Source organism: Prosthecobacter sp. (assembly GCF_044378005.1).
Taxonomy (GTDB): domain Bacteria; phylum Verrucomicrobiota; class Verrucomicrobiia; order Verrucomicrobiales; family Verrucomicrobiaceae; genus Prosthecobacter.
Map to the genome: position 1 here is coordinate 15,088 of NZ_JBILYB010000055.1, position 23,037 is coordinate 38,124.

The 23,037-nt window shown below is 60.9% G+C and carries 22 protein-coding genes; 15 read left to right on the forward strand and 7 right to left on the reverse strand.

The window, feature by feature from the left end:
- The first annotated feature begins 13 nt into the window (after window positions 1-13).
- The 3 genes from AC6FTP_RS12520 to moeB all read left to right on the forward strand — a co-directional run bounded on the left by AC6FTP_RS12520 (window position 14) and on the right by moeB (window position 3,047).
- Window positions 14-967: an ADP-ribosylglycohydrolase family protein gene (locus AC6FTP_RS12520; protein WP_497207259.1), complete on the forward strand. Its 954-nt coding sequence runs from the start codon at window positions 14-16 to the stop codon at window positions 965-967.
- 34 nt (window positions 968-1,001) lie between these two features.
- Window positions 1,002-1,820 (forward strand): sugar phosphate isomerase/epimerase family protein, encoded by an 819-nt coding sequence (locus tag AC6FTP_RS12525; RefSeq protein WP_497207260.1) that lies wholly within the window; start codon window positions 1,002-1,004, stop codon window positions 1,818-1,820.
- Window positions 1,821-1,913: 93 nt separating this feature from the next.
- Window positions 1,914-3,047 carry a molybdopterin-synthase adenylyltransferase MoeB gene (gene moeB, locus AC6FTP_RS12530; RefSeq protein ID WP_497207261.1) on the forward strand — a complete coding sequence of 378 codons (1,134 nt, stop codon included), beginning with the start codon at window positions 1,914-1,916 and terminating at the stop codon, window positions 3,045-3,047.
- Window positions 3,048-3,056: 9 nt separating this feature from the next.
- Here moeB and AC6FTP_RS12535 read toward each other — a convergent pair whose 3' ends face one another.
- Entirely contained in the window at window positions 3,057-3,470 is a 414-nt protein-coding gene (locus AC6FTP_RS12535) for an OsmC family protein (protein WP_497202368.1), read from the reverse strand.
- 194 nt (window positions 3,471-3,664) lie between these two features.
- Between AC6FTP_RS12535 and AC6FTP_RS12540 the strand changes: the two genes are divergently transcribed.
- The 7 genes from AC6FTP_RS12540 (at window position 3,665) to AC6FTP_RS12570 (ending at window position 9,935) form a co-directional block, all read left to right on the forward strand.
- Window positions 3,665-4,750 (forward strand): hypothetical protein, encoded by a 1,086-nt coding sequence (locus AC6FTP_RS12540; RefSeq protein WP_497207262.1) that lies wholly within the window; start codon window positions 3,665-3,667, stop codon window positions 4,748-4,750.
- Window positions 4,751-4,887: 137 nt separating this feature from the next.
- Window positions 4,888-5,568 carry a tetratricopeptide repeat protein gene (locus AC6FTP_RS12545; protein ID WP_497207263.1) on the forward strand — a complete coding sequence of 227 codons (681 nt, stop codon included), beginning with the start codon at window positions 4,888-4,890 and terminating at the stop codon, window positions 5,566-5,568.
- Window positions 5,569-5,635: 67 nt separating this feature from the next.
- Entirely contained in the window at window positions 5,636-6,727 is a 1,092-nt protein-coding gene (locus AC6FTP_RS12550) for a hypothetical protein (RefSeq protein WP_497207264.1), read from the forward strand.
- A gap of 12 nt (window positions 6,728-6,739) precedes the next feature.
- A complete protein-coding gene (locus AC6FTP_RS12555) occupies window positions 6,740-7,624 on the forward strand; it encodes a phytoene/squalene synthase family protein (RefSeq protein ID WP_497207265.1) in 885 nt (294 codons plus the stop codon).
- A gap of 14 nt (window positions 7,625-7,638) precedes the next feature.
- Window positions 7,639-8,244 carry a leucyl/phenylalanyl-tRNA--protein transferase gene (gene aat, locus AC6FTP_RS12560; protein WP_497207266.1) on the forward strand — a complete coding sequence of 202 codons (606 nt, stop codon included), beginning with the start codon at window positions 7,639-7,641 and terminating at the stop codon, window positions 8,242-8,244.
- Window positions 8,245-8,264: 20 nt separating this feature from the next.
- Complete coding sequence (hemW, locus tag AC6FTP_RS12565) at window positions 8,265-9,404, forward strand: radical SAM family heme chaperone HemW (protein ID WP_497207267.1); 1,140 nt, start codon at window positions 8,265-8,267, stop codon at window positions 9,402-9,404.
- A gap of 111 nt (window positions 9,405-9,515) precedes the next feature.
- A complete protein-coding gene (locus tag AC6FTP_RS12570) occupies window positions 9,516-9,935 on the forward strand; it encodes a CBS domain-containing protein (RefSeq protein WP_497207268.1) in 420 nt (139 codons plus the stop codon).
- Window positions 9,936-9,943: 8 nt separating this feature from the next.
- On the opposite strand, the gene AC6FTP_RS12575 is transcribed toward AC6FTP_RS12570, so the two are convergent.
- The 5 genes from AC6FTP_RS12575 to AC6FTP_RS12595 form a co-directional block, all read right to left on the reverse strand.
- Complete coding sequence (locus tag AC6FTP_RS12575) at window positions 9,944-10,936, reverse strand: hypothetical protein (RefSeq protein WP_497207269.1); 993 nt, start codon at window positions 10,934-10,936, stop codon at window positions 9,944-9,946.
- Between the two features lie 45 nt (window positions 10,937-10,981).
- A complete protein-coding gene (locus AC6FTP_RS12580; protein ID WP_497207270.1) occupies window positions 10,982-12,145 on the reverse strand; it encodes a LegC family aminotransferase in 1,164 nt (387 codons plus the stop codon).
- Window positions 12,135-13,121 carry an SDR family NAD(P)-dependent oxidoreductase gene (locus tag AC6FTP_RS12585; protein WP_497207271.1) on the reverse strand — a complete coding sequence of 329 codons (987 nt, stop codon included), beginning with the start codon at window positions 13,119-13,121 and terminating at the stop codon, window positions 12,135-12,137. The genes AC6FTP_RS12580 and AC6FTP_RS12585 overlap by 11 nt, the downstream gene beginning before the upstream one ends.
- Before the next feature lie 6 nt (window positions 13,122-13,127).
- Window positions 13,128-14,198, reverse strand: coding sequence for a nucleotidyltransferase family protein (locus AC6FTP_RS12590; protein WP_497207272.1), 1,071 nt, complete (start codon window positions 14,196-14,198; stop codon window positions 13,128-13,130).
- A 79-nt stretch (window positions 14,199-14,277) separates the two neighbouring features.
- A complete protein-coding gene (locus tag AC6FTP_RS12595) occupies window positions 14,278-16,806 on the reverse strand; it encodes a DEAD/DEAH box helicase (RefSeq protein ID WP_497207273.1) in 2,529 nt (842 codons plus the stop codon).
- A 376-nt stretch (window positions 16,807-17,182) separates the two neighbouring features.
- On the opposite strand from AC6FTP_RS12595, the gene AC6FTP_RS12600 reads away from it, so the two are divergent.
- Both AC6FTP_RS12600 and AC6FTP_RS12605 read left to right on the forward strand, forming a co-directional pair.
- On the forward strand, window positions 17,183-18,274 hold the full coding sequence (locus tag AC6FTP_RS12600) for a glycosyltransferase family 4 protein (RefSeq protein ID WP_497207274.1): 1,092 nt from the start codon (window positions 17,183-17,185) through the stop codon (window positions 18,272-18,274).
- 96 nt (window positions 18,275-18,370) lie between these two features.
- Window positions 18,371-18,679, forward strand: coding sequence for a hypothetical protein (locus AC6FTP_RS12605; RefSeq protein WP_497207275.1), 309 nt, complete (start codon window positions 18,371-18,373; stop codon window positions 18,677-18,679).
- Window positions 18,680-18,683: 4 nt separating this feature from the next.
- On the opposite strand, the gene purQ is transcribed toward AC6FTP_RS12605, so the two are convergent.
- Complete coding sequence (gene purQ, locus AC6FTP_RS12610; protein WP_497207276.1) at window positions 18,684-19,391, reverse strand: phosphoribosylformylglycinamidine synthase I; 708 nt, start codon at window positions 19,389-19,391, stop codon at window positions 18,684-18,686.
- 151 nt (window positions 19,392-19,542) lie between these two features.
- Between purQ and AC6FTP_RS12615 the strand changes: the two genes are divergently transcribed.
- The 3 genes from AC6FTP_RS12615 to AC6FTP_RS12625 form a co-directional block, all read left to right on the forward strand.
- A complete protein-coding gene (locus AC6FTP_RS12615; RefSeq protein ID WP_497207277.1) occupies window positions 19,543-21,444 on the forward strand; it encodes a tetratricopeptide repeat protein in 1,902 nt (633 codons plus the stop codon).
- 71 nt (window positions 21,445-21,515) lie between these two features.
- Window positions 21,516-22,649: a DegT/DnrJ/EryC1/StrS family aminotransferase gene (locus AC6FTP_RS12620; protein ID WP_497207278.1), complete on the forward strand. Its 1,134-nt coding sequence runs from the start codon at window positions 21,516-21,518 to the stop codon at window positions 22,647-22,649.
- Window positions 22,630-23,037: class I SAM-dependent methyltransferase (locus tag AC6FTP_RS12625; protein WP_497207279.1), on the forward strand; the 408-nt coding region annotated here is incomplete at its 3' end. The genes AC6FTP_RS12620 and AC6FTP_RS12625, both read left to right, overlap by 20 nt.

Genomic DNA, 23,037 nt, shown 5'->3' on the forward strand with positions numbered 1-23,037 from the left:
GAATCGCTCTACCATGATCACTACCGCCTCAAGACTCACCGCCGCCATCTGGGGTCAGTTCGTCGGCGATGCAGCCGCCCTGGGCACGCACTGGATTTACGACCTGGATGAAATGGCCGCCAAGTTCCCTAAAGGGATCCACGGTTTCGAGACACCCAAAAAGGGTCACTACCACGAGGGCAAGGTTTCGGGGGATCAGACCCACTATGGGGATGCCGCCCTGATGCTGCTTGAGTCTTTGGCTGCCTGTCGGGGCGAATTTCGTGAGAGAGACTTCGCCATCCGGCTCACCAGCTTTTTCAGCAATCCCCTCTGCAAAAGCTACATCGACCACGCGACACGCGAGGCCATGCAGCGTCTGGCGGCTGACTCGGAGAACTTTCAGAATGGCAGTGATGACGACCAACTCGGCACCGTGAGTCGGCTCGCAGCCGTCGTCGTAGCCTATCACGCACGTCCCTCGGTCGAGCGGTTGGACGCCGTTCGTCGGCTGACTCTGGTGACTCAAAACCATTCCACCGCCATCGGCTGTGCCGCAGCCCACGCGGTGCTGCTGGACGCCCTGCTCTCTGGCATCCCCTTCCCCATCGCTTTCGAGGCCACCCGGAAGTCGGCGGAGGTCAGTTGCGATGGCTCCGACTACTTCGAGTTTGCCCACATGCTGCGGAATCTCGATGTCACCACCGCCACGGGCCGCTTTGGGCAAAGCTGCCCGCTCGCCCAGGGCTTCCCCTCCGCCCTGCACGCCACGCTTCTGCACCACGGCGACTTCCCCACAGCCATCCTCGCCACGATTCGTGCTGGCGGCGACAGCGCTGGCCGTGCATCCATGGTCGGAGCCTGGCTCGGCGCGCTCCACGGCATGGAGGGCATCCCTGCTGAATGGCTCGGAAAGCTGCGCTCCGCCGAGCGCATTCAGAAGGCCATCGACCAGCTCTTTGCCCGGCTCGATCAAAAGCAGAGTTGACGCTGCTCCTCGCGCTCGCCAGCCTCCGCGCCCTATGAGATTCGCGATCTGCAACGAGACTTACCCCGCCGACTGGTCCTTTGAAAAAGTCTGTGAAGACGTGGCCGCCGCTGGCTATCAGGCCTTGGAGTTGGCCCCCTTCACTTTAAAAGAGGACCCACGTGAGCTGAATGAGGCAGACGCCCTCCGCCTGAGCCACATCGCTTCCTCCTTCGGTCTGGAGATCCTCGGCCTCCACTGGCTGCTGACAAAGCCCACCTGGTTCCACATCACCACGCCAGATGCGCTTCAGCGCAAAGAGACCGCCAAATTCGGCCGCCACCTCGCCCGCTTCTGCGCCATGACGGGCGGGCGCATCATGGTCTGGGGCAGCCCAAAAGCCCGCAACACCCTCCCCGAGTGGCAGTATGAAGACGCCTTCAAGCGCGCCGCCGACAGCGTCCGCGAGGTCGCTGAAGAGTGCGGCAAATACGGCGTCGTCATCGCCATGGAGCCGCTGGGGAAGAAGGAGACGAACTTCCTCAACACCGCCGAAGAGACCATCCGCCTCTGCCAGATGGTCGATCACCCGAGCTGCAAACTGCACCTCGATGTGAAGGCGATGAGCGATGAATCCAAGTCCATCCCCGACATCATCCGCGACAGCAAAGACTGGTTCGTCCACTTCCACGCCAACGACCCCAACCTCCTCGGCCCCGGCATGGGCGAGGTAAAGTTCGAGCCCATCATCGCCGCCCTGCGTGAGGTAAACTACACCGACTACCTCTCCGTCGAAGTCTTCGATTACCGCCCCGGCGCGCAGCACATCGCCCGCGAGAGTATCCGGTATTTGAAGGAAGTGATGGGCGTGTAGCAGAATGACGAAGCTCGAATGACGAATGACAAAAACAGAAGTCGTTCATCTTCAGGTTCGTCATTCGTCATTAGGAAATTCGTCATTCTTGCCATGTCCGACCTCACCCCCGCCGAACTCCAACGCTACGCCCGCCATCTCGCCATCCCTGAGTTTGGCATCGAGGCGCAGCGGAAGCTGAAAGCCGCGCGCGTCTTGTGCATCGGCGCTGGAGGGCTTGGCTCGCCGATCACCATGTATCTCGCTGCGGCGGGCGTGGGCACGCTTGGGCTGGTCGATGCGGATGTCGTGGAGGTCTCGAATCTCCAGCGCCAGCTCCTCTTTGGGCAAAGCGATCTCGGCAGGCCGAAGCTGGAAGCCGCGCGGGATCGCCTGCTCGACATCAATCCCCACCTCACCCTGCATCTGCACCCCGAGCGCTTCACCGCCGCCAATGCCATGCAGCTCGCCGCCGACTACGATGTCATCATCGACGGCACCGACAACTTCCCCACGCGCTATCTCTCCAACGACGTCGCCGTCTGGCTCAAAAAGCCGAACGTCTATGGCAGCATCCTCCGCTTCGAGGGGCAGGTCGGTGTCTTCGCCCCGCATCTCGGTGCGCCATGCTACCGCTGCATGTCCCCGCAGCCACCCGCCCCCGGACTCGTACCGAGCTGTGCCGAAGGTGGCGTGCTCGGCGTGCTGCCCGGCCTCATCGGCACCATGCAGGCGCTGGAGGCCATCAAGCTCATCACCGGCATCGGCGAACCCCTGCTCGGCAAGCTCCTCCATGTGGACACCCTCGGCATGAGGTTCCGCACCTTCACCCTCCGCCGTGATCCCGAGTGCCCCGTCTGCGGGGACCAACCCACCATCACCGCCCCCATCGACTACGAGGGCTTCTGCGGCATCAAACCCACCCCCAAAGTGAAAACCATCTCCGTCACCGAACTCCACGCCCTCCGCCAGAGCGGCACCCCGCACTTCCTCCTCGATGTCCGCGAGCCTGACGAATACGCCACCGCCCACATCGAAGGCTCCGTCCTCATCCCCCTGGCCCAGGTCACCGCTCGCGCAGGCGAACTCCCGCGCGATCTCCCACTCTATGTCCACTGCAAGCTCGGCGGGCGCAGTGCCAAAGCCGTCGCAGCGCTGGAAGAACTCGGGTTCACCAACGCCGTCAACGTCACCGGCGGCATCACCGCCTGGAGCGATGAAGTGGACGCCGCTGTGCCACGCTATTGAGTCGGGCGATCAGCCTACCCAGACAAACGTCACCGGCTTGTCGATCTCAGGATGCACACTGTGATGCACCGGGCAGCCGAGCGCCGTGGCCTCCAGCACCTTGCGGTCGGGATGATCCTCTGGCAGCGGGATCTCGATCGTGATCGGCAGACGCACGATGCGGCGCGGTGAGTCCTCGCTCATGTGCTTCTCCACGCTCACCTTCATGCCCGGCAGATCGTAGCCCTTCTGGTTCGCCTTGATGCCGATCACCGTCGCCATGCAGGCCGCCAGCGCCGTCGCCACCAGATCCGTCGGGGAAAAGGACTCGCCCTTCCCGTGATTATCCACCGGCGCATCGGTGATGAATTGATTCTTCGAAGGGCCATGCGTGGCCTGGCAGCGGAGACCGCCGGTATAGTCAACAGAGATGGAAACAGCCATGCCCGTCTTCTATCACGCCCCTCCGCAGATTCCAACTCCCAATTCCCGGCTTCAGCACGTCCAGAGTGAGGCGCTTTCAATGGGCAAAGGGCAGGGCGTGCAAAGGGTCAGAACCAAACTGACTGCGTGCCATTCATGTATGGCGTTTTTGTTTCCCGTTCATTACTACGAGTGGCTAATCTGCGGAACTGATCATGAAACCACGTCTTTTTATTCACATCGGCACCCACAAAACGGGCTCCACGGCGATCCAGCGGGCTTTTAGAGCGGGTGAGCAGGGGCCTTTAAGGGAGGGCGTGGTCCGCTTAGAAGGCTGTCACTTTACCGCCGAGCAGGCATGGGATCAGCGGACGGTGGAGAAGTTCGCCTCGGAATTGCGCGAGCAGGCAGCCAAACATGACCGCCAATCTTGCCGCTTCCTGCTGAGTTCGGAAGGATTGAGCGGTGAACCTTTGACGGGCTATGCAGATGCGCCGGTTGTCGCGTCGCGCCTTCACTCGATCACTCATGAGTTTGATGTCACGATCATCGTCTTTCTACGCCGACAGGATGATTTTATCGAGTCGCTCTACACCCAGAAGATTCACGAAGGCAGCTCGCTCTCGTTCGAGGAGTTCTTCAAAACCATCCATCCGGGATGCATGAACTGGCAACTGCTGGTGGCGAGTTATGCGCAGGAGTTTGGCCGTGAAAACATGGTCGTCAGGAGATACCACCCAGCTTTCTTCTCAGGCCCTGAGAGCCTGATCACGGATTTCTGCGGGATCGTCGGGGTGCGGTCAGAGGTCTTGCAGCAGCCGCTGCAGAAGGCGCACAACCAGGGCTACTCCATGGAGGCCGTGGAACTGGCGCGGCGGTGCAACCCAATTCTGGACAAAGACCGCCGCAAGCAACTGCGCAAGCTGTTGCAAAAGGTGAGCCCCAAGCCTGTGTTGCAGAGCTACGCCTACCTCACCACCGAGGCCCGACGACAATTTTTGTCCAGTTACGTGGAATCGAACGATCAAGTGAGGCGGGATTATCCCAGTGGTCTGAACAGCACCTCGCTTTTCCCAGAACCGACTGAGCCGTCATCCGAGGCGGTGCCACAGGAGACTTTGATGCCGATGCTGGTGGGGATGCTTTTGGAAATGAAGGAAGCTGAGAACAGATCTGGGATTCTGCGCTTCGTCATGCGATTAGAGCGCTCGCTGAATGCCTTCCGGCAATGGTGCTCCCGCTCGAAGCGCAATGCTCTCCACCAAAACACTCACCGCCATCCCACGGTCAGTGCGACATGACAGGCATAGGCTAGGCGATCAAAAATGTGGGTGTATTCCCAAGGGCTGGAAATGCGGTGGTGTGAAGCGTCGTTGCGACGAGCAGGTCAAACGCATGCGCTCCTTGCCAAGGGGGTTTGCGATGCAAGGGTGGGTTCATGATCAAGCGCCTTTGCACCCCTTTACTTTTCCTGAGCCTGATGGTGGCCGTTTCATGCAAGCCGGAAGCTGCGCCGCCATCGCCAGCAGCAGCACCGGAGACGCTCGCCGAAACCCAGACCGGGGCTGAAAAAGGTGATGCCAAGGCCCAGCTCAAACTGGGGGCGGCCTACGCCAAAGGGGAAGGCGTGGGCAAGGATGCCGTCGAGGCCGTGAAATGGTACCGCAAAGCTGCAGAACAAAACCTGGCCCAGGCACAGAACCTTCTGGGACTCTGCTACGATGAGGGCAAGGGCGTGACCCAGGATGCAGGCGAGGCGGCCAAATGGTACCTCAAGGCGGCTGACCAGGGCAATGCCGACGCTCAGTATAACCTCGGCCTCTGCTACGCCTCTGGGGCGGGTGTGGACAAGAATGCGGCGGAGGCCGTGAAGTGGTACCGACAGGCCGCAGAGCAAAACTTTGCCGGAGCACAGCTCAACCTGGGTGTCTGCTATGAGCAAGGTGAAGGCGTGGGCAAGGATGCCGTCGAGGCCGTGAAATGGTACCATCTCGCGGCAAGCCAGGGCATGGAAGACGCGGCCACCTACCGCGCCCAGTTGGAGAAGGGCCTGACTCCCGAACAGATGGCATCCGCGAAGAAGATGGCGGACGAGTTTAAGCCAAAGGCGGCGCAGTGAGTCAGCGGAAACGGTGATGTTGATGCTGGCTGCTTATCTTTTGAGTTCTGCTTTCTAGGAGTGACCGATGCCTCCTTCTGAAACCAGCCTCTGGCTCCACACCGCCGCAGCCATCGCCGTGGCCATGGGGACTCTCTGGCTGCACCTGCGCTGGCATCCGCTGCGGCGGGAGTTCTCCGAAGGCTGGGACTTCGTCACTGGTCTGCCCTGGTTCACGGTGCTCCATGCCGTGCTTCTCTTATTAGCGCAGTTCACGGGCACCCGCCTGCTCTTCGGCCAGCTCGATCCCGTGGACCTGACGTCGTGGCAGGACATCGCCGGGCCGCTGGCCACCCAGACTTTGTTTGAAAGCATGACCCTCCAGCACTCGCTGCTGCCGAGCTGGCCCCTCGCGCTGCTCCTCCCCGCCGCACTGGCGCTGCTGACCTGGCGCGTGATGCGCTTCCCCTACCGCTACGGGCCGCGGAGGCAACGCCCCATCGAGCGCTGGCTGCTGCTGGCCGGCACTCTCCTCTCCTGGGGCTGGCTCGCCCTGGAGATCACCCACCTCGCCCGCGCTTTGCCCGAGTGGGCGGAGGCTCTCCGCCTCGGCCAGCGCCTGCTCTTTCAGGCTGTGGCCATGGCCTTTAGCCAGATCGTCCTACTCCGCCTCATCATCGCCTGGATCGAGCCCGAGCATCCCGATGATCAAAGAGACCTCGGCCTCGCGCTGGAGCACACCTTTGCCCGCTGGCGCGGTGTCGCGGGACTGGCCGTGCTGGATCTGCTGATCCTCCTGATGCAGGGCAGCACGGGGGGTCTCACCCGCTGGATGCTGCTGGAGGTCATGGTCGTCTTCCTCGCCCTACCCGCCGCCATCGCGCGTGTGCCTGGCCCCCTTTCCCGTCAGGGCATGGCCACCCTGCTCGTCTGGCGGCGCGCCTTTTTTTCCCTACTCGGCGTCCTGCTCACCGGCCTTTTCCTGCTGGCTCTCGTCCGCTACGCCAGCGCCACCTTGCTGACTCTCACCGGCCCGGAGACGTGGCAGAGAAGCGTGCTGCTGCCCGTGCATGCTTTGGTCCTTGCCACAGCACGAAACTGGGTGTTTCTAGCCGCCGTGCTCACACTCCTCCGTCATGGTTTGCCCCCCTCCTCCGCGCGAGGCCACACCGCCTCCTGATCGCTCTTTGGCATGACCTCCGGCAGCACACTCTCCACCGCCCAGATCGCCTCCAAAGCGAAGTCGAACCTCGCCATGGCCCTGGCCTGCCTCCCCAAGGAGCGCAAACGCGACATGATCAGCTTCTACGCCTTCTGCCGCGTCGTCGATGACATCGCCGAGTCCGCCGCCCTCAGTGAAGTGGAAAAGGAACGCGAACTCGCCCAATGGAAAAAGTGCGTCCTCAGCGCAGAAGCCCCGGGCCACTCCGTCCTCGATGAAGTCATCGAGCTGCCCGGCAAATACGGCTTTCCCCGTGCCTGGCTGGCCGAGATCATCGACGGCGTCGCCTCCGACATCACCACTCTGCGTTACCAGACCTTCGAGGACCTCCGCGCCTACTGCTACAAAGTGGCCTCCGTCGTCGGCCTGTGCAGCGTCCACATCTTCGGCCACAGCCAACCGCAGGCCCGCGAATACGCCATCCAGCTCGGCTACGCCCTCCAGATGACCAACATCATCCGCGATGTCGGGGAAGACGCCCGCGACTACGGCCGCATCTACCTCCCGCTCGAAGACCTGCGCCGCTATGGCGTCACAGAGGAAGAGATCCTCAATGGAAGGCATAACCAGCGCTTCGTCCAGCTCATGGACTTCCAGTACAACCGCGCTCTCAGTTACTACAAAGAAGCCGCCCGCCTCCTCCCCCCCGAGGACAAAGACAGCCTGCTCGCCTCCCAGATGATGGGCCAAATCTACGCCGAGATCCTGGAAAAGCTCCACGCCCAGCGCTACCCCGTCTTTGCCAAGCGGATGCGCCTGCATCCCGTCCGCAAGCTCAGCATCCTCGCCAAATACCTCTACAAAGGCTGGCGCGCCCAGAGCCGGGCCCGCGCCGCATGGGAGGCCGCCACCTAGCCAGCGCCCGCGTCATGCTCGATCCTCTCCAGCTTCTGAGCGCCTACTGCGAAGGGGCCTTCCCCATGGGGCATGAGGACGGCACCATCTCCTGGTTTCGGCCGCCCCACCGCGGCATTCTCCCCATTCAAGGCTTCCACGTCCCCCGCCGCTTCGAGCAATACCTCCGCCACCACCCCTTCGAGGTGCGCTGGAACACCGCCTTTGGCGACGTCATGCGTGGCTGCGCCGACCGTGAGGAAACCTGGATCAACGACTCCATCCTCGATACTTACCAGGCTCTCCACGAACTCGGCTACGCCCACAGCGCCGAGGTCTGGCGCGCTGGCAAACTCGTCGGCGGCGTCTATGGCGTCTCCATCGGCGGAGCCTTCTTTGGCGAAAGCATGTTCAGCCGCGAAACCCAGGCATCCAAAGTCGCCCTCACCCATCTGCAATGGCGGCTCAAGGAGCGCGGCTACCTGCTTCACGACACCCAGTGGACCACCCCGCACCTGGCACTCTTTGGCGGTCATGAGATCCCCTGCCCCCAATATCTCCGGCTGCTTGACCGTGCCATCCGCCTGCCCATCCGCTTTGACGACACCCGCTCCCTCGGGGCCGAGATCCAGATCCAATAACGCCTGAGTAGCGCTCCGGCGTGACATCGCCGCTTTCCGGTCTAGGGGAAGGGAGCGTGCATCATCTTTACGTCCACATCCCCTTCTGCCACCGCGTCTGCCCGTATTGCAGCTTCTACAAGCATACTCCCGGGGCGACGCCGATGGGTGAGTTTGTGGAGGCGCTGCTGGCGGAGGCTCGGCGGGCGGCGGAGACGCGGGAGCTGCGCCTGGAGACGGTGTATTTCGGCGGCGGCACACCGACGGCGCTGAGTGAGGTGCATCTGGAAAGGCTGCTGTCGGGCCTGCGGGAGACGCTGGATCTTTCAGGCGTGCAGGAGTTTACCTGCGAGGTGAATCCACGGACGGTGACGCTTTCCAAAGCGGCGATGATGCAGCGGCTGGGGATCGACCGGATCAGCCTGGGCATCCAGGCCTGGGATGAGGCGACTCTAAAAACGCTAGGCCGGGATCACGCTCCGGCGGATGCTGAGGAGACTTATCACACGCTGCGTGCGGCGGGCTTTCACAGCGTGAATGTGGACCTGATGTTCTCGATCCCCGGACAGAGTCTGGAGACGTGGTGCGGGACAGTGCAGAAGACGGTGTCTTTAAAGCCGGATCACATCTCCGCTTACAATCTGAACTACGAGGAGGACACGGAGTTCTTCGAGCGGCTGAGGAAGGGCCAGTATCAGGTGGAGGAGGAGCGGGATGCGGCGTTCTTCCATGCGGCTCTGGATGGTCTGGAGGGCGCTGGCTACGAGCACTATGAGATCAGCAATTATGCAAAGCCGGGCTACCGGTCGGTGCATAATGAAGCTTATTGGTTGGGCAAAGATTACCTGGGTCTGGGGCCGAGTGCCTACTCGACGGCGGGCGGCAGACGCTGGCAGAATGTGGCGGACACGACGCGCTATCTGGAGCTGGTGAAGCTGGGGCAGAGTCCGGCGCTGGCGGGTGAGGAGCTGACGGAGGATCAACGGCGGACGGAGCGCTTTGGCCTGGAGCTGAGGACGGCGCGCGGTCTGCCGCTGACGATGGTGCGGGAGCCTGAGCGGCGGATGGTGACGGTGCTGGCGGAGGAGGGGCTGCTGGTGGTGCAGGAGGACCACATCCGGCTGACACGGGTGGGCAAGCCGTTGGTGGACTCGGTGGCGGTGGCGCTGATGGGGGCCTGAGCGGGTCTGCAAGCCGTGCCCATTGATGGACAAGCGAGGAAGAGCCGCGCGGGGCAGACCTCGGGAGATTGAGGTGTCCCCAACAGTGGACCTTACCTAACCAACCCACCCATGAAACGTCACGAATCCATTTCCAAAATCATGAGCACCAACCTCGTCACCGTGCATCACGGGGACCCGGTTTCCAAAGTCCGTCAACTGGCCGCTGAACGCGGGGTGCATCACATCCCTGTGGTGGACGGCGACAAACTGGTGGGGATCATCTCCTGGTCTGACATTCTGCGCGTGAGCTTTGGCGATACCTTCAACACGGATCAGCGAACGGTGGATGCCACTCTGGATCACACCTTTACGATCGAGCAACTGATGCAGAAGAATCCAGTAACGCTGGCGGAGACGGCAACGGTGCGTGATGCCGCCGAAATTCTGGCGCGCGGAGAGTTTCACTCCGTGCTGGTCGTGCATGGCACGAAGCTGGTGGGCCTGGTGACCTCAACGGATCTGATCAAGTATCTGCTGGAGCAGATGTGATCGGCTGATCAGGCTTTCTTGCTGCCTTTCTTCGACGCCGCCTTGGGCTTCTCTTCGGGAGCTGGAGGCGGCGTTTCTTTGGGCTTATTGTCCGACTTTTGGGGTTCGGGCTTCTTGTCGTCTTTTTTGACGGAGACGGCGGGAGATTCGGTCTTGGCCTTGGGATCGCCTTTGACCCAGGGTGCGGTGGGCTCGGCAGGCTGAGTCAATGCTTCGACGCGTGTCTGCTGGAGCACGGCCTCTGCCTCGGCTGCCTTGAGCATTTGAGCACGGATGTCATTGGGCACGGAGTCTTCAGTGAGGGGGGGCAGGATGGGGTTCGGTCCGCCTGTCCAGGGGCCGAGATCGGGGAGCATGGCGAGCATGCTGTCCTGGTTGGCCAGACGATGCTTGCCGATGACGCGCAGCCGACTCCCGAGCATGTAGGCGACGGTGCGGTCTTCGAGACCTTCGATGGTGCTGCCACCACGCTGGATGATGGGTTTGCCACGCAGGACGATCTCCCAGGAGCTGATGTAAGCCTCCTGGCAGAGGATTTTGGCGAGGTCTTCACCGACGCCGTTTTCGAGATAGACGCGGCCTTTGGCGCGGACTTTTTTGGGCTTGTTGTCACCATCTTCCTTGAGGATTTCGATGCTATCGGCGGCGATCTTCACGCCCATGGGCATCTCGATGCTCTTGGCAGAGATGGCTTTGGCTTCATCGAAGTTCATGCTGAGGAGGAAGAGCATCTCCGGGTTAGAACTCGCTGCCACGATGGGTGTGCCAACACTGAGAGCGTCGATCTCGGCATCGATCTTGGCTTTCTGGGCGGCCAAGTCGTCGTCTTTGGAAGATTTCTGGGAATCCGCAGGCTTTTCCTGATCGGCCTTCTTTGAGCCAGCTCCCAGTTTCTTGAATGCTGGAACTTCAAAACCAGAACAGGCCACGAGCCCGAGCATCAGCAGCAGGCAGCAGGCAGGTGGGATGAAATAGCGCCAGAGGCGGGGGACAGCAAGCATGGGGCGAGACTAGGCCGAGTTTGCCGTCTCGCAAGGATAGCCTGATCATCGAGCGCCCTGAATCACGGCGATGACACGCTGGATGTCCGGGTCAGTGGAGGAGGAACTGGAAGGGATGGAGAGGCAGTTGGCGTAGAGATCCTCGGCCACGGGGCATGGGAGCTTCACGGCGTCCTGATGGGCGGGGGAAAGGTGCGCAGGCTGCCAGAGTGGGCGGGCTTCGATACGCGCGCCTTTGAGCACGCCGCGCAAGGCGCGAGCATCCATGCCGAAGGTCGCGGGATCAATGTAGATCGTGGTGAGCCAGCAGTTGCTGACGACGCCGTCGGCTTCGCCTTGGAAGCGGATGCCGGGGATGTCGGCGAGGCGCTTTTGATACATGGCCTGGATCTCCCGACGACGTTGGACATAGCCGGGCAGGGACTCCATCTGCGCGCAACCAAAGGCGGCCTGGATGTTGGTGAGGCGGTAGTTGTAGCCGACCTCGTGATGGATGTATTCCTGAGGGTCGTCCTTGGCCTGAGTGGTGAGATAGCGGGCTTTCTTGGCCCAGGCTTCATGGTTGGTCACGAGCATCCCGCCGCCGCCGGTGGTGATGATCTTGTTTCCATTGAAGCTGAAGCAGCCCATGTGGCCGATGCCGCCCGCCGGCCTGCCTTTATAAAGGGTGCCAAGGCTCTCGGTGGCGTCCTCGATGACGGTGAGTTCATACTCGGCGGCGAGGGGCATGAGGGCGTCCATATCCACCGGATGACCGAGGATGTGCACGGGGATGATGGCGGCGATGCGGCGACCAGTCTGCTTGTTGTAAACGCCGCCGGTTTTGCGTTCGCAACCGTTCGTGAGGAAGTCGCGCACTAGGTTCACATCCATCTGCCAATGAGTGGCTTCGGAGTCGATGAGCACCGGCACGGCATTTGCATAGCGGATGGCATTCACTGGCGCGATGAAGGTCATGGAGGAGACGATGACTTCTTCCCCAGGCTTCACGCCGCAGACGAGCATGGCGATATGAAGCGCGGCAGTGCCGCATTGAGTCGCGACCGCATGGCTGGTGCCAGCGGCCTTGGCGAGATCGCCCTCGAAGCGTGTCACATAGGAGCCGACGGAAGAAACCCAGCCCGTGTCGAGACAGTCTTTGATGTAGGTCCACTCATTGCCGCTGAGGTGCGGCACACTGAGCGGGATGAAAGCTGGCTCAGACGACATAGCCTTTGGCTTGGTAATGTTCGGCGTTCTGTTGGACCCAGGCGATGGTCTGCTCCAGACCTTCTTCGAGACTGACGCGGGATTCCCAGTCGAGCAGAGCCTTGGCCTTATTGTTGCAGGCGAGCAGACGCTCGACCTCGCTCTTGCTCGGGCGGAGGCGCTCCTGTTCACAGATGATGTTCACGTCCTTGCCCATCATTTTGCCAATGAGCAGCGCGAGATCACCGACGCTGATCTCCCGGCCTGAGCCGAAGTTGATCGTCTGACTGACGGCATTCGGAGACAAAGCCGCAGCGCAGAAGCCCTCGACGGTGTTTTGTACGAAGTTCAAATCTCGCGTGGGGCTGACTGCGCCGAGGCGCACATCATTACCTCTCATGACCTGGCTGATGATCGTGGGGATGACGGCGCGCATGCTTTGACGAGGGCCGAATGTGTTGAAGGGCCGCACGGTGACGACTTCGAGCTCAAACGAAGCCGCGAAGGCCTCCGCCATCTTGTCTGCGCCGATCTTCGATGCCGAGTAAGGCGACTGGCCCTGAAGTGGATGCTCTTCCGTGATTGGGACAAAAAGCGCCGTGCCATAAACCTCGCTGGTGGAGGTGTGGAGCACGCGCTGCGCACCTTCGTCGAGAGCGGCTTGAAGGACGTTGAGGGTGCCTTCGACATTCGCACGCACATAGCTGCGAGGTGCCTGATACGAGTAGGGAATGGCGATGAGCGCTCCGAGATGGAAGACAATGTCGCGACCTTTCACGCCAGCGCGCACGCTGTCGCTGTCAGTGATGTCGCCGGGGAGGATCTCCATGTGACCGGCGAGTGCGCTGTGATCCAGCCAGCCGCGTTTGCCGAGGGCATTGTAATGAACCATCGAGCGCAAGCTGGCGCCTTCGCGCACAAGGTGCTCCGCGAGATGACTGCCGATGAAGCCGCCGGCTCCGGTGACGAGGACTTTTTTACCTTCAAATGATCCCATAATTAGTTATTGAGCGCCTCCTCGCGCTTGTTTGAGCTGTTCACGCTGCCCCACGTCGATCCATTCATCCACGATCTCAAAGGCGCCGATGCGGTCGCCACGGCGGACAGCCTCGTCGAAGAGTTCGGTGATGGGGAAGAACTTGCGCGGCACGCGCTGGATAATCTCCGGGGAGAGGATGTAGATGCCAGCATTGATGAGCTGAGAGACTGTGGGCTTTTCGACGATGCTCGTCACTGTGCCCTCATTCACCTCCAGGCAGCCAAAGGGAATTTCATGCGCGTAACTGCGCACACCGATGGTTGCCAAGTGGCCGCCGTCGTGATGGAAATCGAACAGGCTGGAGACATCCACCTGCGTCACGAGGTCGCCATTGCAGACAAAGATCGGATGCTCCGGCGCTTCCGGCAGCAGGGAAAGCGAGCCGCCGGTGCCTAGCGGCTCATCAGGCGTCTCACGCAAATAATCAATGCGGCAGCCGAAGTGGGAGCCATCGCCAAAGTGGTCTTCAATGACACCAGCGAGGTAGTTTGTGGAGATGAAGATGCGCCTGATGCCACAGCCGACGAGGTGCAGCACGAGCCGTTCCAGGATCGGACGACCGGCCACCTTGAGCATGGGCTTTGGCGTGGCCTTCGTCAGCTCACCGAGGCGAGTCCCCTTCCCTCCCGCCATGATGACGGCCCAATTTGGCTTTGGCTGCGTGCCGATGACTTCACGCAGCAGATGCAGTCCCTTCAAGCGTCCCTGATCGTCGAGAATGGGGATGTGCTTGAGCTGACGAGCCTGCATGAGGTCGATCACCTCCGCACGCGGGGCATTGGTATGCACACTGGCAAAGGCACGATGCGCGTGAGCTTCCACTGCGTCGGTGAGAGCCGCTCCTTTGAGCAAGGCTCGGCGGATGTCGCCATCGGTCACGGTGCCGAGCAGTCGCTGGCTTTCATCCACCATGAGGCAGATGCCCTCAGCCGCCTTGTCAATCACCTGCAAAGCTTCCCACAAGGTGCCGGAGGCAGGCAGGCAGAAGGTGGCGATGGGCTTGGAGGTCATGAAGGACAGGTTGGAACGGGGCATCCTGATGCCACGGGAATGTGACAAGGACAACGCACGTCTTTTTGCGGCGCGCGGCGTTCGTCAACCCCTAACTTTCCCCTCACTCGATCCGATGCACGGTTTTGAGCACGAGCGTGGGCTTCCCATCTTCGCGAGCCTGAGCCAGATCCACGCTGAATTCGACCTGCCAGTCGTTCAGTTCTTCGGGATCGACGAGCACCTGGCAGACACGCCACGATTTCTGATCCTCGCTCGACTCCACATAAGTGTGGCGACCATTTCGAGCTTCGTTGTCGAGGCGGATGCGGTCGTGATCGGTGTAATACGGCTCCATCACGGCAGCCAGCGAGTCCGCGGTCAAAGAACAGCTCACCGCCGAGATCGCCGCCGCATAGTACTCGGTCGAAAGCGGCTTCAGGAAGCGGAAGATCTCCGTGCGGATGAGCGCGGTGAACTCGCGTTTGTTGCGAGTGATGTCTGGGGCCTCGACGGGCTTGTCTGCCTGCTCATCGGGCTTGTAGTTTGGATCACGCAGGCGCTCCCATTCATCCAGCAGACTGGAGTCCGTACCGCGCAGCAGACCGGCCAGCCAGGCTTCCATCTCCAGCACGGGCTCGGTCTTTGCCGTGTCGGGCACGGTCTGAGCCAGCACTTTATAAACGCTGCTCAGATGCCGCAGCAGCACGCCTTCGGCACGATGCAGGTCGTAGTCATTGATGTAGTCGGCGAAGCTGCGGAAGTTCTCGAACATCTCCCGGGCGATACTCTTGGGGCGGATGTTTTCCTGCCCGACCCAGGGATGAGCGGCGGCGAAGTCATTGAAGGTGTTGTAAATGAAATCGCGGCAGGGCTTCGGATACTCCAGTTCCTCCAGCTTGGCGATCCGCTCCTCGAAGGGTATTCCCTCGGCCTTCATCGTGTTCATGGCCTCCGTCTTGATCTTATCGAGCTGGCGACGCAGGATAATGTCCGGGTTCTCCAAGATGGACTCGCACAGCGTCATCACATCCGCCGCGTAGGTCGGTGAGTTCGGGTCGATCAAAGCGAGGGCGTCGATGAGATAGAGCGACAGCGCATGGTTCAGCGAGAAGTCGTCTTGCAGCTCCACATTCAGCCGCAGCTTCGAGCCACCATGGCGCTCCGCCTTGGGCAGGATCTCCACGATCTTCCGATCAATCAGCGCGCGGAAAAGCTGCCAGGCGCGCTTGCGATGCAGCTTCTTCGCGCCTGCGGTTTCATGCGAATCACGGATCAGCTTCATCATCGCGCGGCAGCCATCATCACTGCGGCTCAGCACTTGCAGCAGCAGGCCGTGAGAGACTTGAAAGCGCGACACGAGCGCCTCGGGCTTGGCGGTTTGCAGGCGCTTAAAGGTATCCTCACTCCAGCCCACGAAACCATCCGGCGGCTTCTTCTTCACCATCTTGCGCATCTTCTTTGGATCACCTCCGGCCTTCGCTTCCATCTTGGCATTCTCCACCATGTGCTCCGGGGCCTGCGCTACGACGTAGCCGATGTCATCAAAGCCGCGCCGCCCGGCACGACCCGTGATCTGATGAAAGTCACGCGCGGTGAGTGTCGCCACCTTTTGTCCGCTGTATTTGCTCAGCTTCGTCAGCACCACCGTGCGGATGGGCACGTTCACGCCCACGCCGATAGTGTCCGTGCCGCAGATGACTTTCAGCAGGCCGCGCTGCGCCAGCTTCTCCACCAGCACGCGATATTTCGGCAGCAGGCCCGCATGATGAATGCCCACGCCGTGTTGCAGATACTTCCGCACCTCTTTGCCATACGGGCTAGTGAACTTCGCGCCCTGCATGATCTCCTTGATCTCGGCCTTCTCCGCTGTGGAGCAGAAGTTCAGGCTCATCAGATCCTGCGCTGCCTGCGCGGCATCATTTTGAGTGAAGTGGACGAGGTAGATGGGCGCTTGATTCGCAGCGATCAGCTCCTGCAAAGTCACATCGACGGAAGTCTCCACATAACTGAACTCCAACGGCACGGGCCGCTCGCTGCCAGCCACCAGCACCGTGTCCGTGCTGGTGAGCCGCGTGAGTTCCTTTTGGAAAAAGTCCGTGCTGCCGAGCGTGGCGGAGATCAGCAGGAAGCGCGACTTGCTCATGGTCAACAGCGGCACCTGCCAGGCCACACCGCGCTCGTGATCGCTGTAGTAGTGAAACTCATCCATGATCACCTCACGGAAGGGCGCGCGGTCGCCATCTCGCAGCGCGTAGTTCGCCAAGATCTCCGCCGTGCAGCAAAGGATGGGCGCATCGCGGTTCACCGTCGCATCCCCAGTCGCCATGCCGACATTCTCGGGGCCAAAGTCGCGACACAGCGCCAGGAACTTCTCATTCACCAGCGCCTTGATCGGACAGGTGTAAATGGATCTCCGCCCCTGCGCGAGAGAGCGGAAGTGCATCGCCGTGGCCACCAGCGACTTCCCCGAGCCCGTGGGCGTGGCGAGGATGACGTTCTTGTCCTCAAACAGTTCCAAGATCGCCTCCTCCTGCGCCGGATAGAGTTCGAGCTTCTTCTCCGCCACATAATCGAGGAACGCCGCCAGCAACTCATCATTCGAGCAGTCTTTGGATTTTGGGAGTCGGCGCAGCAGTGGATGGTCAGGCATGAAGTGACTCGATTAAGCCCGTGTTTCCGAGCTTTGTCACTGGCGAAGCAGCGGTTTGGTCGTCACCTGGCGTCATCCTGTGGCCGGAGTTTCCAGCAAATGCATGGGCCGACAAACGACAGCAAGGGCCGTTCAGGCACCGGCAAGCAGCGCCAACTCAACGCAGCGCACACCGCAAGCCACTGCGACCTGCGGCTTTCCTGAATCTGCGGCAAAAAATCTTCAAGCTGGCCTTAACTCAATGGCAGTGGAGGATAGGTGAGGGAATTGACTTCATTTTCTGACCGCTACATCGGGCGCGCGTCACCATTTTCCGTTTTCACGCTCCCTTTTTTCATCGACCCCGGCGAGTCTGCCGCCCATTCTCCGCCCCCACATGAAACTCGCTCTCATCCGCCGTCAATTCGCCTCCGTGGGCGGGGCGGAACTGTACTTGCAACGACTGCTCGGGGCGCTGGTGTCAGCAGGGCATGACATTCATCTCTACACGGAACGCTGGGAGGGGGCGGCGGCGGGTGTCACCGTGCATGAAGTGCCAGTCAAAGCCCGACGCGCGCTGCGTCCGGTGGTGTTTGCCGAAGCGGTGGCGCGGCGGCTCGAAGGCGAGACTTACGATCTCGTCTTCAGCCTGGAACGCACGGTGCGGCAGGATGTGTATCGCGCGGGTGATGGCGTCCATGCGGTGTGGCTGGAGCAGCGGAAACGCTTCGCCACCTGGTGGCGGCGGCCCTTCGTCGGCATGGGTGCCTTTCATGCGAACATGAAGGCGCTGGAAGCACGCACCTTCGATCCGGCAAACACGCGGCACATCATTGTGAACTCGGACATGGTCCGGCGGGAGATCCTGGCCCGATTCCCCTTCCCCGCCGAGCGAATCCACCTCGTGCGCAACGGTGTCGATGTCTCCCGTTTCCAGTGTGGCGACCGCACCGCCACCCGCGCCCGCTTTGGCTTCGCAGACGATGACTTTGTGCTGCTTTTCGTCGGCTCCGGCTGGGAGCGCAAAGGACTTGGTTTTCTCGTCCATCTGATGCGCCGGTGGCAAAGCAGTGAGCCCAAGGTAAAGCTGCTCGTCGTCGGCAAAGGACATCTGGCCAGCCCGCCGCCGAATGTCATCCTGGCCGGACCGATGAAGAACGTGGAAGACGCCTATGCTGCTGCAGATCTGATGACCTTCCTGCCGATCTATGAGCCCTGTGCAAACGTCATCGCTGAATCCCTCGCCAGCGGCCTGCCCGTGATTACCAGCGCCTTTAATGGGGCGGCTGAACTCATCGACGAAGGCGTGAACGGCCACGTGCTCGCCGATCCATCCGACCTCGACGCCTTGGAGGGGGCCGTCCGCTTCTGGAAAGGCCGCCCAACCACCCGCCCCGTGCCCAGCAGTCAGCCGCTCGACCTCGACACAAACGTCCGCGAGACGCTGCGAGTGCTGGAATTGGCAGTTCGTGAAAAGCCGCGGGGCTGATCTGCAGGGGGCTTTTTTTGCTCTTCACGAAAAAATCACCGTGCTTTCTGGGGGGACCTCGTGCCAGAGTAGCTTAGCACCACGATTCACCACCCTATGATTCACGCCCTGCTCGACACCACCCAGGTCATCGCCGCCCATGAGATCGACGGCATCACCTATGAAGTCTGCGCCGAGATCGTGGCCACCCATGACCGCAAGCTCCACATGCTGACGGCAAATCTGCGCTGCTTCCTGCGCGCCCTCGACCAAGAGCAGATCCACCAGGAAACCACGGCCCCCTGGCTGCCTGAGCCCGAGGTCGCCCTCGAATCCGTGGAGGCCCATGAGGCCCACGCCATGGCGGATGACATCTTTGCCTCATGGATCCGCCGCGTGCTCGCCTGCATGCCCGAGGAAATCTGAAGCATCACGCTGCCAGAGCCTCAGCCACACCTTTAAAAAGGTAGTAGCCCCAGCCTTTTTCCGCACCGCTCCAATCGGGGTCGTAGTGCGTGTCTTTGACAATGAAGCGCTCTGGATGCGGCATCAGGCCGAAGACCCGTCCCGTATCGTCCTGAAGCCCGGCGATTTGCGAGGTGGAGCCGTTCACGTCCTTGCCGTAAAGCAGGGCACCGTGGCCGTCTTTGACGTATTTTTCAGCATCGCCGCTCTCGCCCACGAAGCGCCCCTCGGCATGGGCCACGGGGAGTTCGAAATTGTCAGGCAAAAGCTTCAAGTAGGGGCTCGTCGTGCTGTTCTTTTTCAAAGGCACCCAGCGGCAGATGAAACGACCCGAGGTGTTGTGGATCAGGCTGCCGCGCGGAAGAAGATCGAGCTGGGTGAGTATCTGGAAACCATTGCAGATTCCCAGCACATAGCCGCCATCCGCCACAAACTTTTTCAATTGGTCACCCAGCTTGTGCTTGGTGATAAGCTGGGAGATGCGGCCGCTCATGACATAGTCACCATAGCTGAATCCACCGGAGAAGACGACGAGCTGAGCCTTGTCCAGCGAGGCAGGTTCGAGCTGGGAGATGGGCAGGACTTCAGCGGAGAACCCGGCGGCTTCGAGGGCGCGGGAGGTTTCGACATCGCAGTTGGTGCCGGGGAATTTGATCAGCAGAGCGTGAGGCATGAGAAGAACGGGCGGCCAGATTGGCGAAGCCGCCCGCCAGTGCAACCCGCATCTCAGGACATGACAGATTTGCCGCCCAGTCGCGCCGCACGCCACAAGCTGAGTCATTGGGCATCCAGGCCGTGTTTTGAGAAAATCTTCGGAATCAGCCATGCCGAAAAAACGCCACACCAGCCGCCGAGCCCCTGCCCCGACACCACCTGCCGCCGCCCATTCGACGACGCATCGCTGGGTAATGCTGTGGCTCATCGGCATCACGGTCGTGCTCTATTCGCGAACTGCGGACTACCCGATGGTCTTTGATGACATCACCTACCTTCAGCAGAATCCGATCTTTCTCGCCCCACAGAGCTACAGCTTCCCATTTCATTATCAGGAGTTTCTCAACCAACCGATGAAGCTTGGCATCGACCCCGAGCTGGCCATGAACTTCGCTCTCCGCCCCGTGGCCTACGCCACGCTGCACCTCAACTACCTGTTCGATAGTTTCAATCCGCGCTGGTACCATCTGTTCAATTCAGCGGTTCACGCAGCCAATGCCGGCCTTGTTTACTTCGTGCTCATGGCGCTCTTCAAGTACGCTGGGAGCGGGCTTCCACAGGCCTCGCGGACACGCATCGCCCTGCTGGCGGCCACACTCTTTGCCGCACACCCGCTGGCGATCGAGTCCGTGACCTACATCGTTCAGCGCTTCACCTCGCTCGCCGCCTTCTTTTATCTGCTGGCCATGCTGCTGCAAATCCGCGCCTGGGGCGAGATCGCCCCACGCAGACGCCGATGGTGGAAAGGCAGTGCGCTGGGCGTGCTGCTCCTCGGCCTGTTCACCAAAGAATGCACCCTCACGGCGCCAATCATGCTCGTACTGATCGACATCGTGGTCTGTCACACCAACTGGCGTGAGGCGCTGTGGAGGAACCGTGCTCTGCTGGCATGTCTCCCCATCATCCCGCTGCATGTGCTGCTCATCTCCTGGGTGCAAAACGCAGGAGCCCTGGATCTAGATCATGCCGTCAACATGACCAACATGCAGGCCGCGCCCTACGCCCACAGTGACTTCCTCTGTACCCAGACCACCGTGCTCGTGCATTACCTGCGCCAGATCGTCTGGCCCACAGGCCTGACGCTCGATCCCGAATGGCCGATCTACCACTCCCTGCTTGATCAGCCTGTCTTGATCTCCAGCCTTCTTATCGCATCCCTTTTCAGCGTTGCGGTCTTGATGTTCTGGCGTGGCCGAAACGATGTTCGCCTGACTTTGAGCGGCCTTTTCACACTATGGTTTTTCATCACCATCCTACCCTCATCAGGACTCGTGCCGCTGCCGGACCTCGTGGCTGAACACCGCAGCTATCTGCCATCACTCGGCATCTTCATCGCATTCGCCTGCCTTCTGGATCTAGCCCTCTCACGGCTGGCCTTCGCGCCCAGGTTTCATCATGTTTATCCCGCAGTCACCGCCGTCCTCGCCCTGACTCTCGGCTCCCTCACCTGGCAGCAAAACACGGTCTGGAGTTCTGCCATTACACTCTGGGAGGACGTGACTCGCCAAAGCCCTGGCCGGGCGCGTGCCTGGAATAATCTGGGCTCCGCCTACACGGAAGCCGGAAGGCTCGACGAAGCCATCGCCACCTACACCAGGGCCATCGATATTCTCCCTCAATACGAAATCCCCTATTTGAACCTCATGATCTGCCACAATCGCAGACAAGAGTTTCAAGCCACCCTGCAAATCCGCGACAAGCTCATGCATGCCTCACCGAATGCCTTGAATGGCGTGCATGTACTCTACCAGGAGGCTCTGGCACGCTTCGGTCTGGAGCAGTTGGATCAATCAGGAGCACTGCTCACCGAGCTCATTCAAGCCGCCCCCTATCACCGTCCCGCGCTGGTGCTGCTGGGCTCTGCACATCAACTGAAGGAGGATCACGCGAAAGCGCTCCACTACCTCGAACGTGCAGCCGCCATCGAAGCCCCCAATGCGGCGCTCAAAGAAATGATCGAATTCTCACGCGGCAAACTCATCTCCTCTAATTCGGTAACCTCAATTCCATGACGTGGAGGCTGCCGCCACAAAGGATGTCATTGGTCAAAAACAAAGCCCTCAAGGCATGATGCCAATCAACCATGAGCCAGCGCCGCACCTCCAAATTCCCCGCCTTCCCAGCCTCTGACTGCCAGGATCAGCAGGCGATGATCCAGCGTGCCATCCAACGCGTGATGAGCAGCGGCCAATACATCCTCGGCCATGAAGTGATGTGTTTTGAAGAAGAATTCGCCGCCTATCTCGATGCCAGCCACTGCATCGGAGTCGGCAGCGGCACCGATGCCATCGAACTCATGCTGCGAGCTCTCGAAATCGGACACGGGGATCAAGTGGTCGTGCCCGCACATGCCCCCTCCGCCGTAGCGGCAGGCGTCGAACGCTCAGGTGCCTCGGTCTTGCTCGCCGATGTGGAAGCGGAGACGATGACGCTCTGTCCGCGTGCATTGAAAAGGATTCTATCTTCACCCACGGGTGCAAAAGTGAAGGCGGCCCTCGTCGTGCATCTCTACGGACATCCCGCCGACTGGGGTGGCCTGCGAGAGGTTGCGGATGAGCACGGCATTGAACTGCTGGAAGATGCAGCTCAGGCTCATGGGGCGACTTGGAAAGGACTCGCCATCGGCACTCTCGGGCGCATGGCGGCCTTTAGCTTCTACCCCACGAAAAACCTCGGAGCCCTCGGCGATGCCGGAGCCGTGGTGACTTCTGATGCGGGTTTGGCGGCACGTTTGCGCGAACTGCGCCAGTACGGCTGGCGGCGGCGCTATGTGAGCGAGCGCAGTGGCATCAACAGCCGTCTGGATGAACTGCAAGCTGCCGTGCTACGCGTGAAGCTCCCCTTTCTGGACGCCCACATAGCGCGCCGCCAGCAGTTCGCCCAGCACTACACCCAGGCGCTCTGCCGTTCCAGACTGATCGAGCTTCCCGCCACCCGCCAGGGCTGCGAGCACGCCTTCCATCAATTCGTCATCCGCAGTCCTCAGCGTGAACGCCTGCGCGAGCACCTCGAGCACCAGGGCATTCCCGTGGCTGTACTCTATCCAGCCACTCTGAATCAACAGCCAGCCTGGTCATGCGGACCATCCTTCCCAGAGGCTGAAAAGGCTGCCGCTGAAATTCTCTCCCTGCCACTGCATCCCTACCTGACTCTCGAAGCTCTGAATCAAGTCATCGAAGCCATCTCCACGCTCCCCCATGCCTCCTGCCGAGCATGACATCCTGCGCACGGCGGAGGATGAGCATTGGTGGTATGCTGTGCTGCATCGACTCGTGATGAAGGAGATGCAGGCCCGTGTCCCCCACGGTGAACGGGTCCTCGATGCTGGCTGCGGCACCGGTGGCATGATGAAGCTGCTGACGAACTGGGATATCCACGGCATCGACATCGCCCCGGCGGCCATCGCCCACTGCCAGCAGCGTGGATTGAAGCAAGTCATTCAAGCCTCCCTTCACGAACTCCCTTTTGAGTCAGCCAACTTCGATGCCGTCCTGAGTCTGGACGTGCTCTACCACGAGCAGGTGGATGAACATCGTGCACTGGACGAGATAGCACGCGTGCTGAAGCCCGGCGGCATTTTCATCATGAATCTTCCAGCCTTCGAC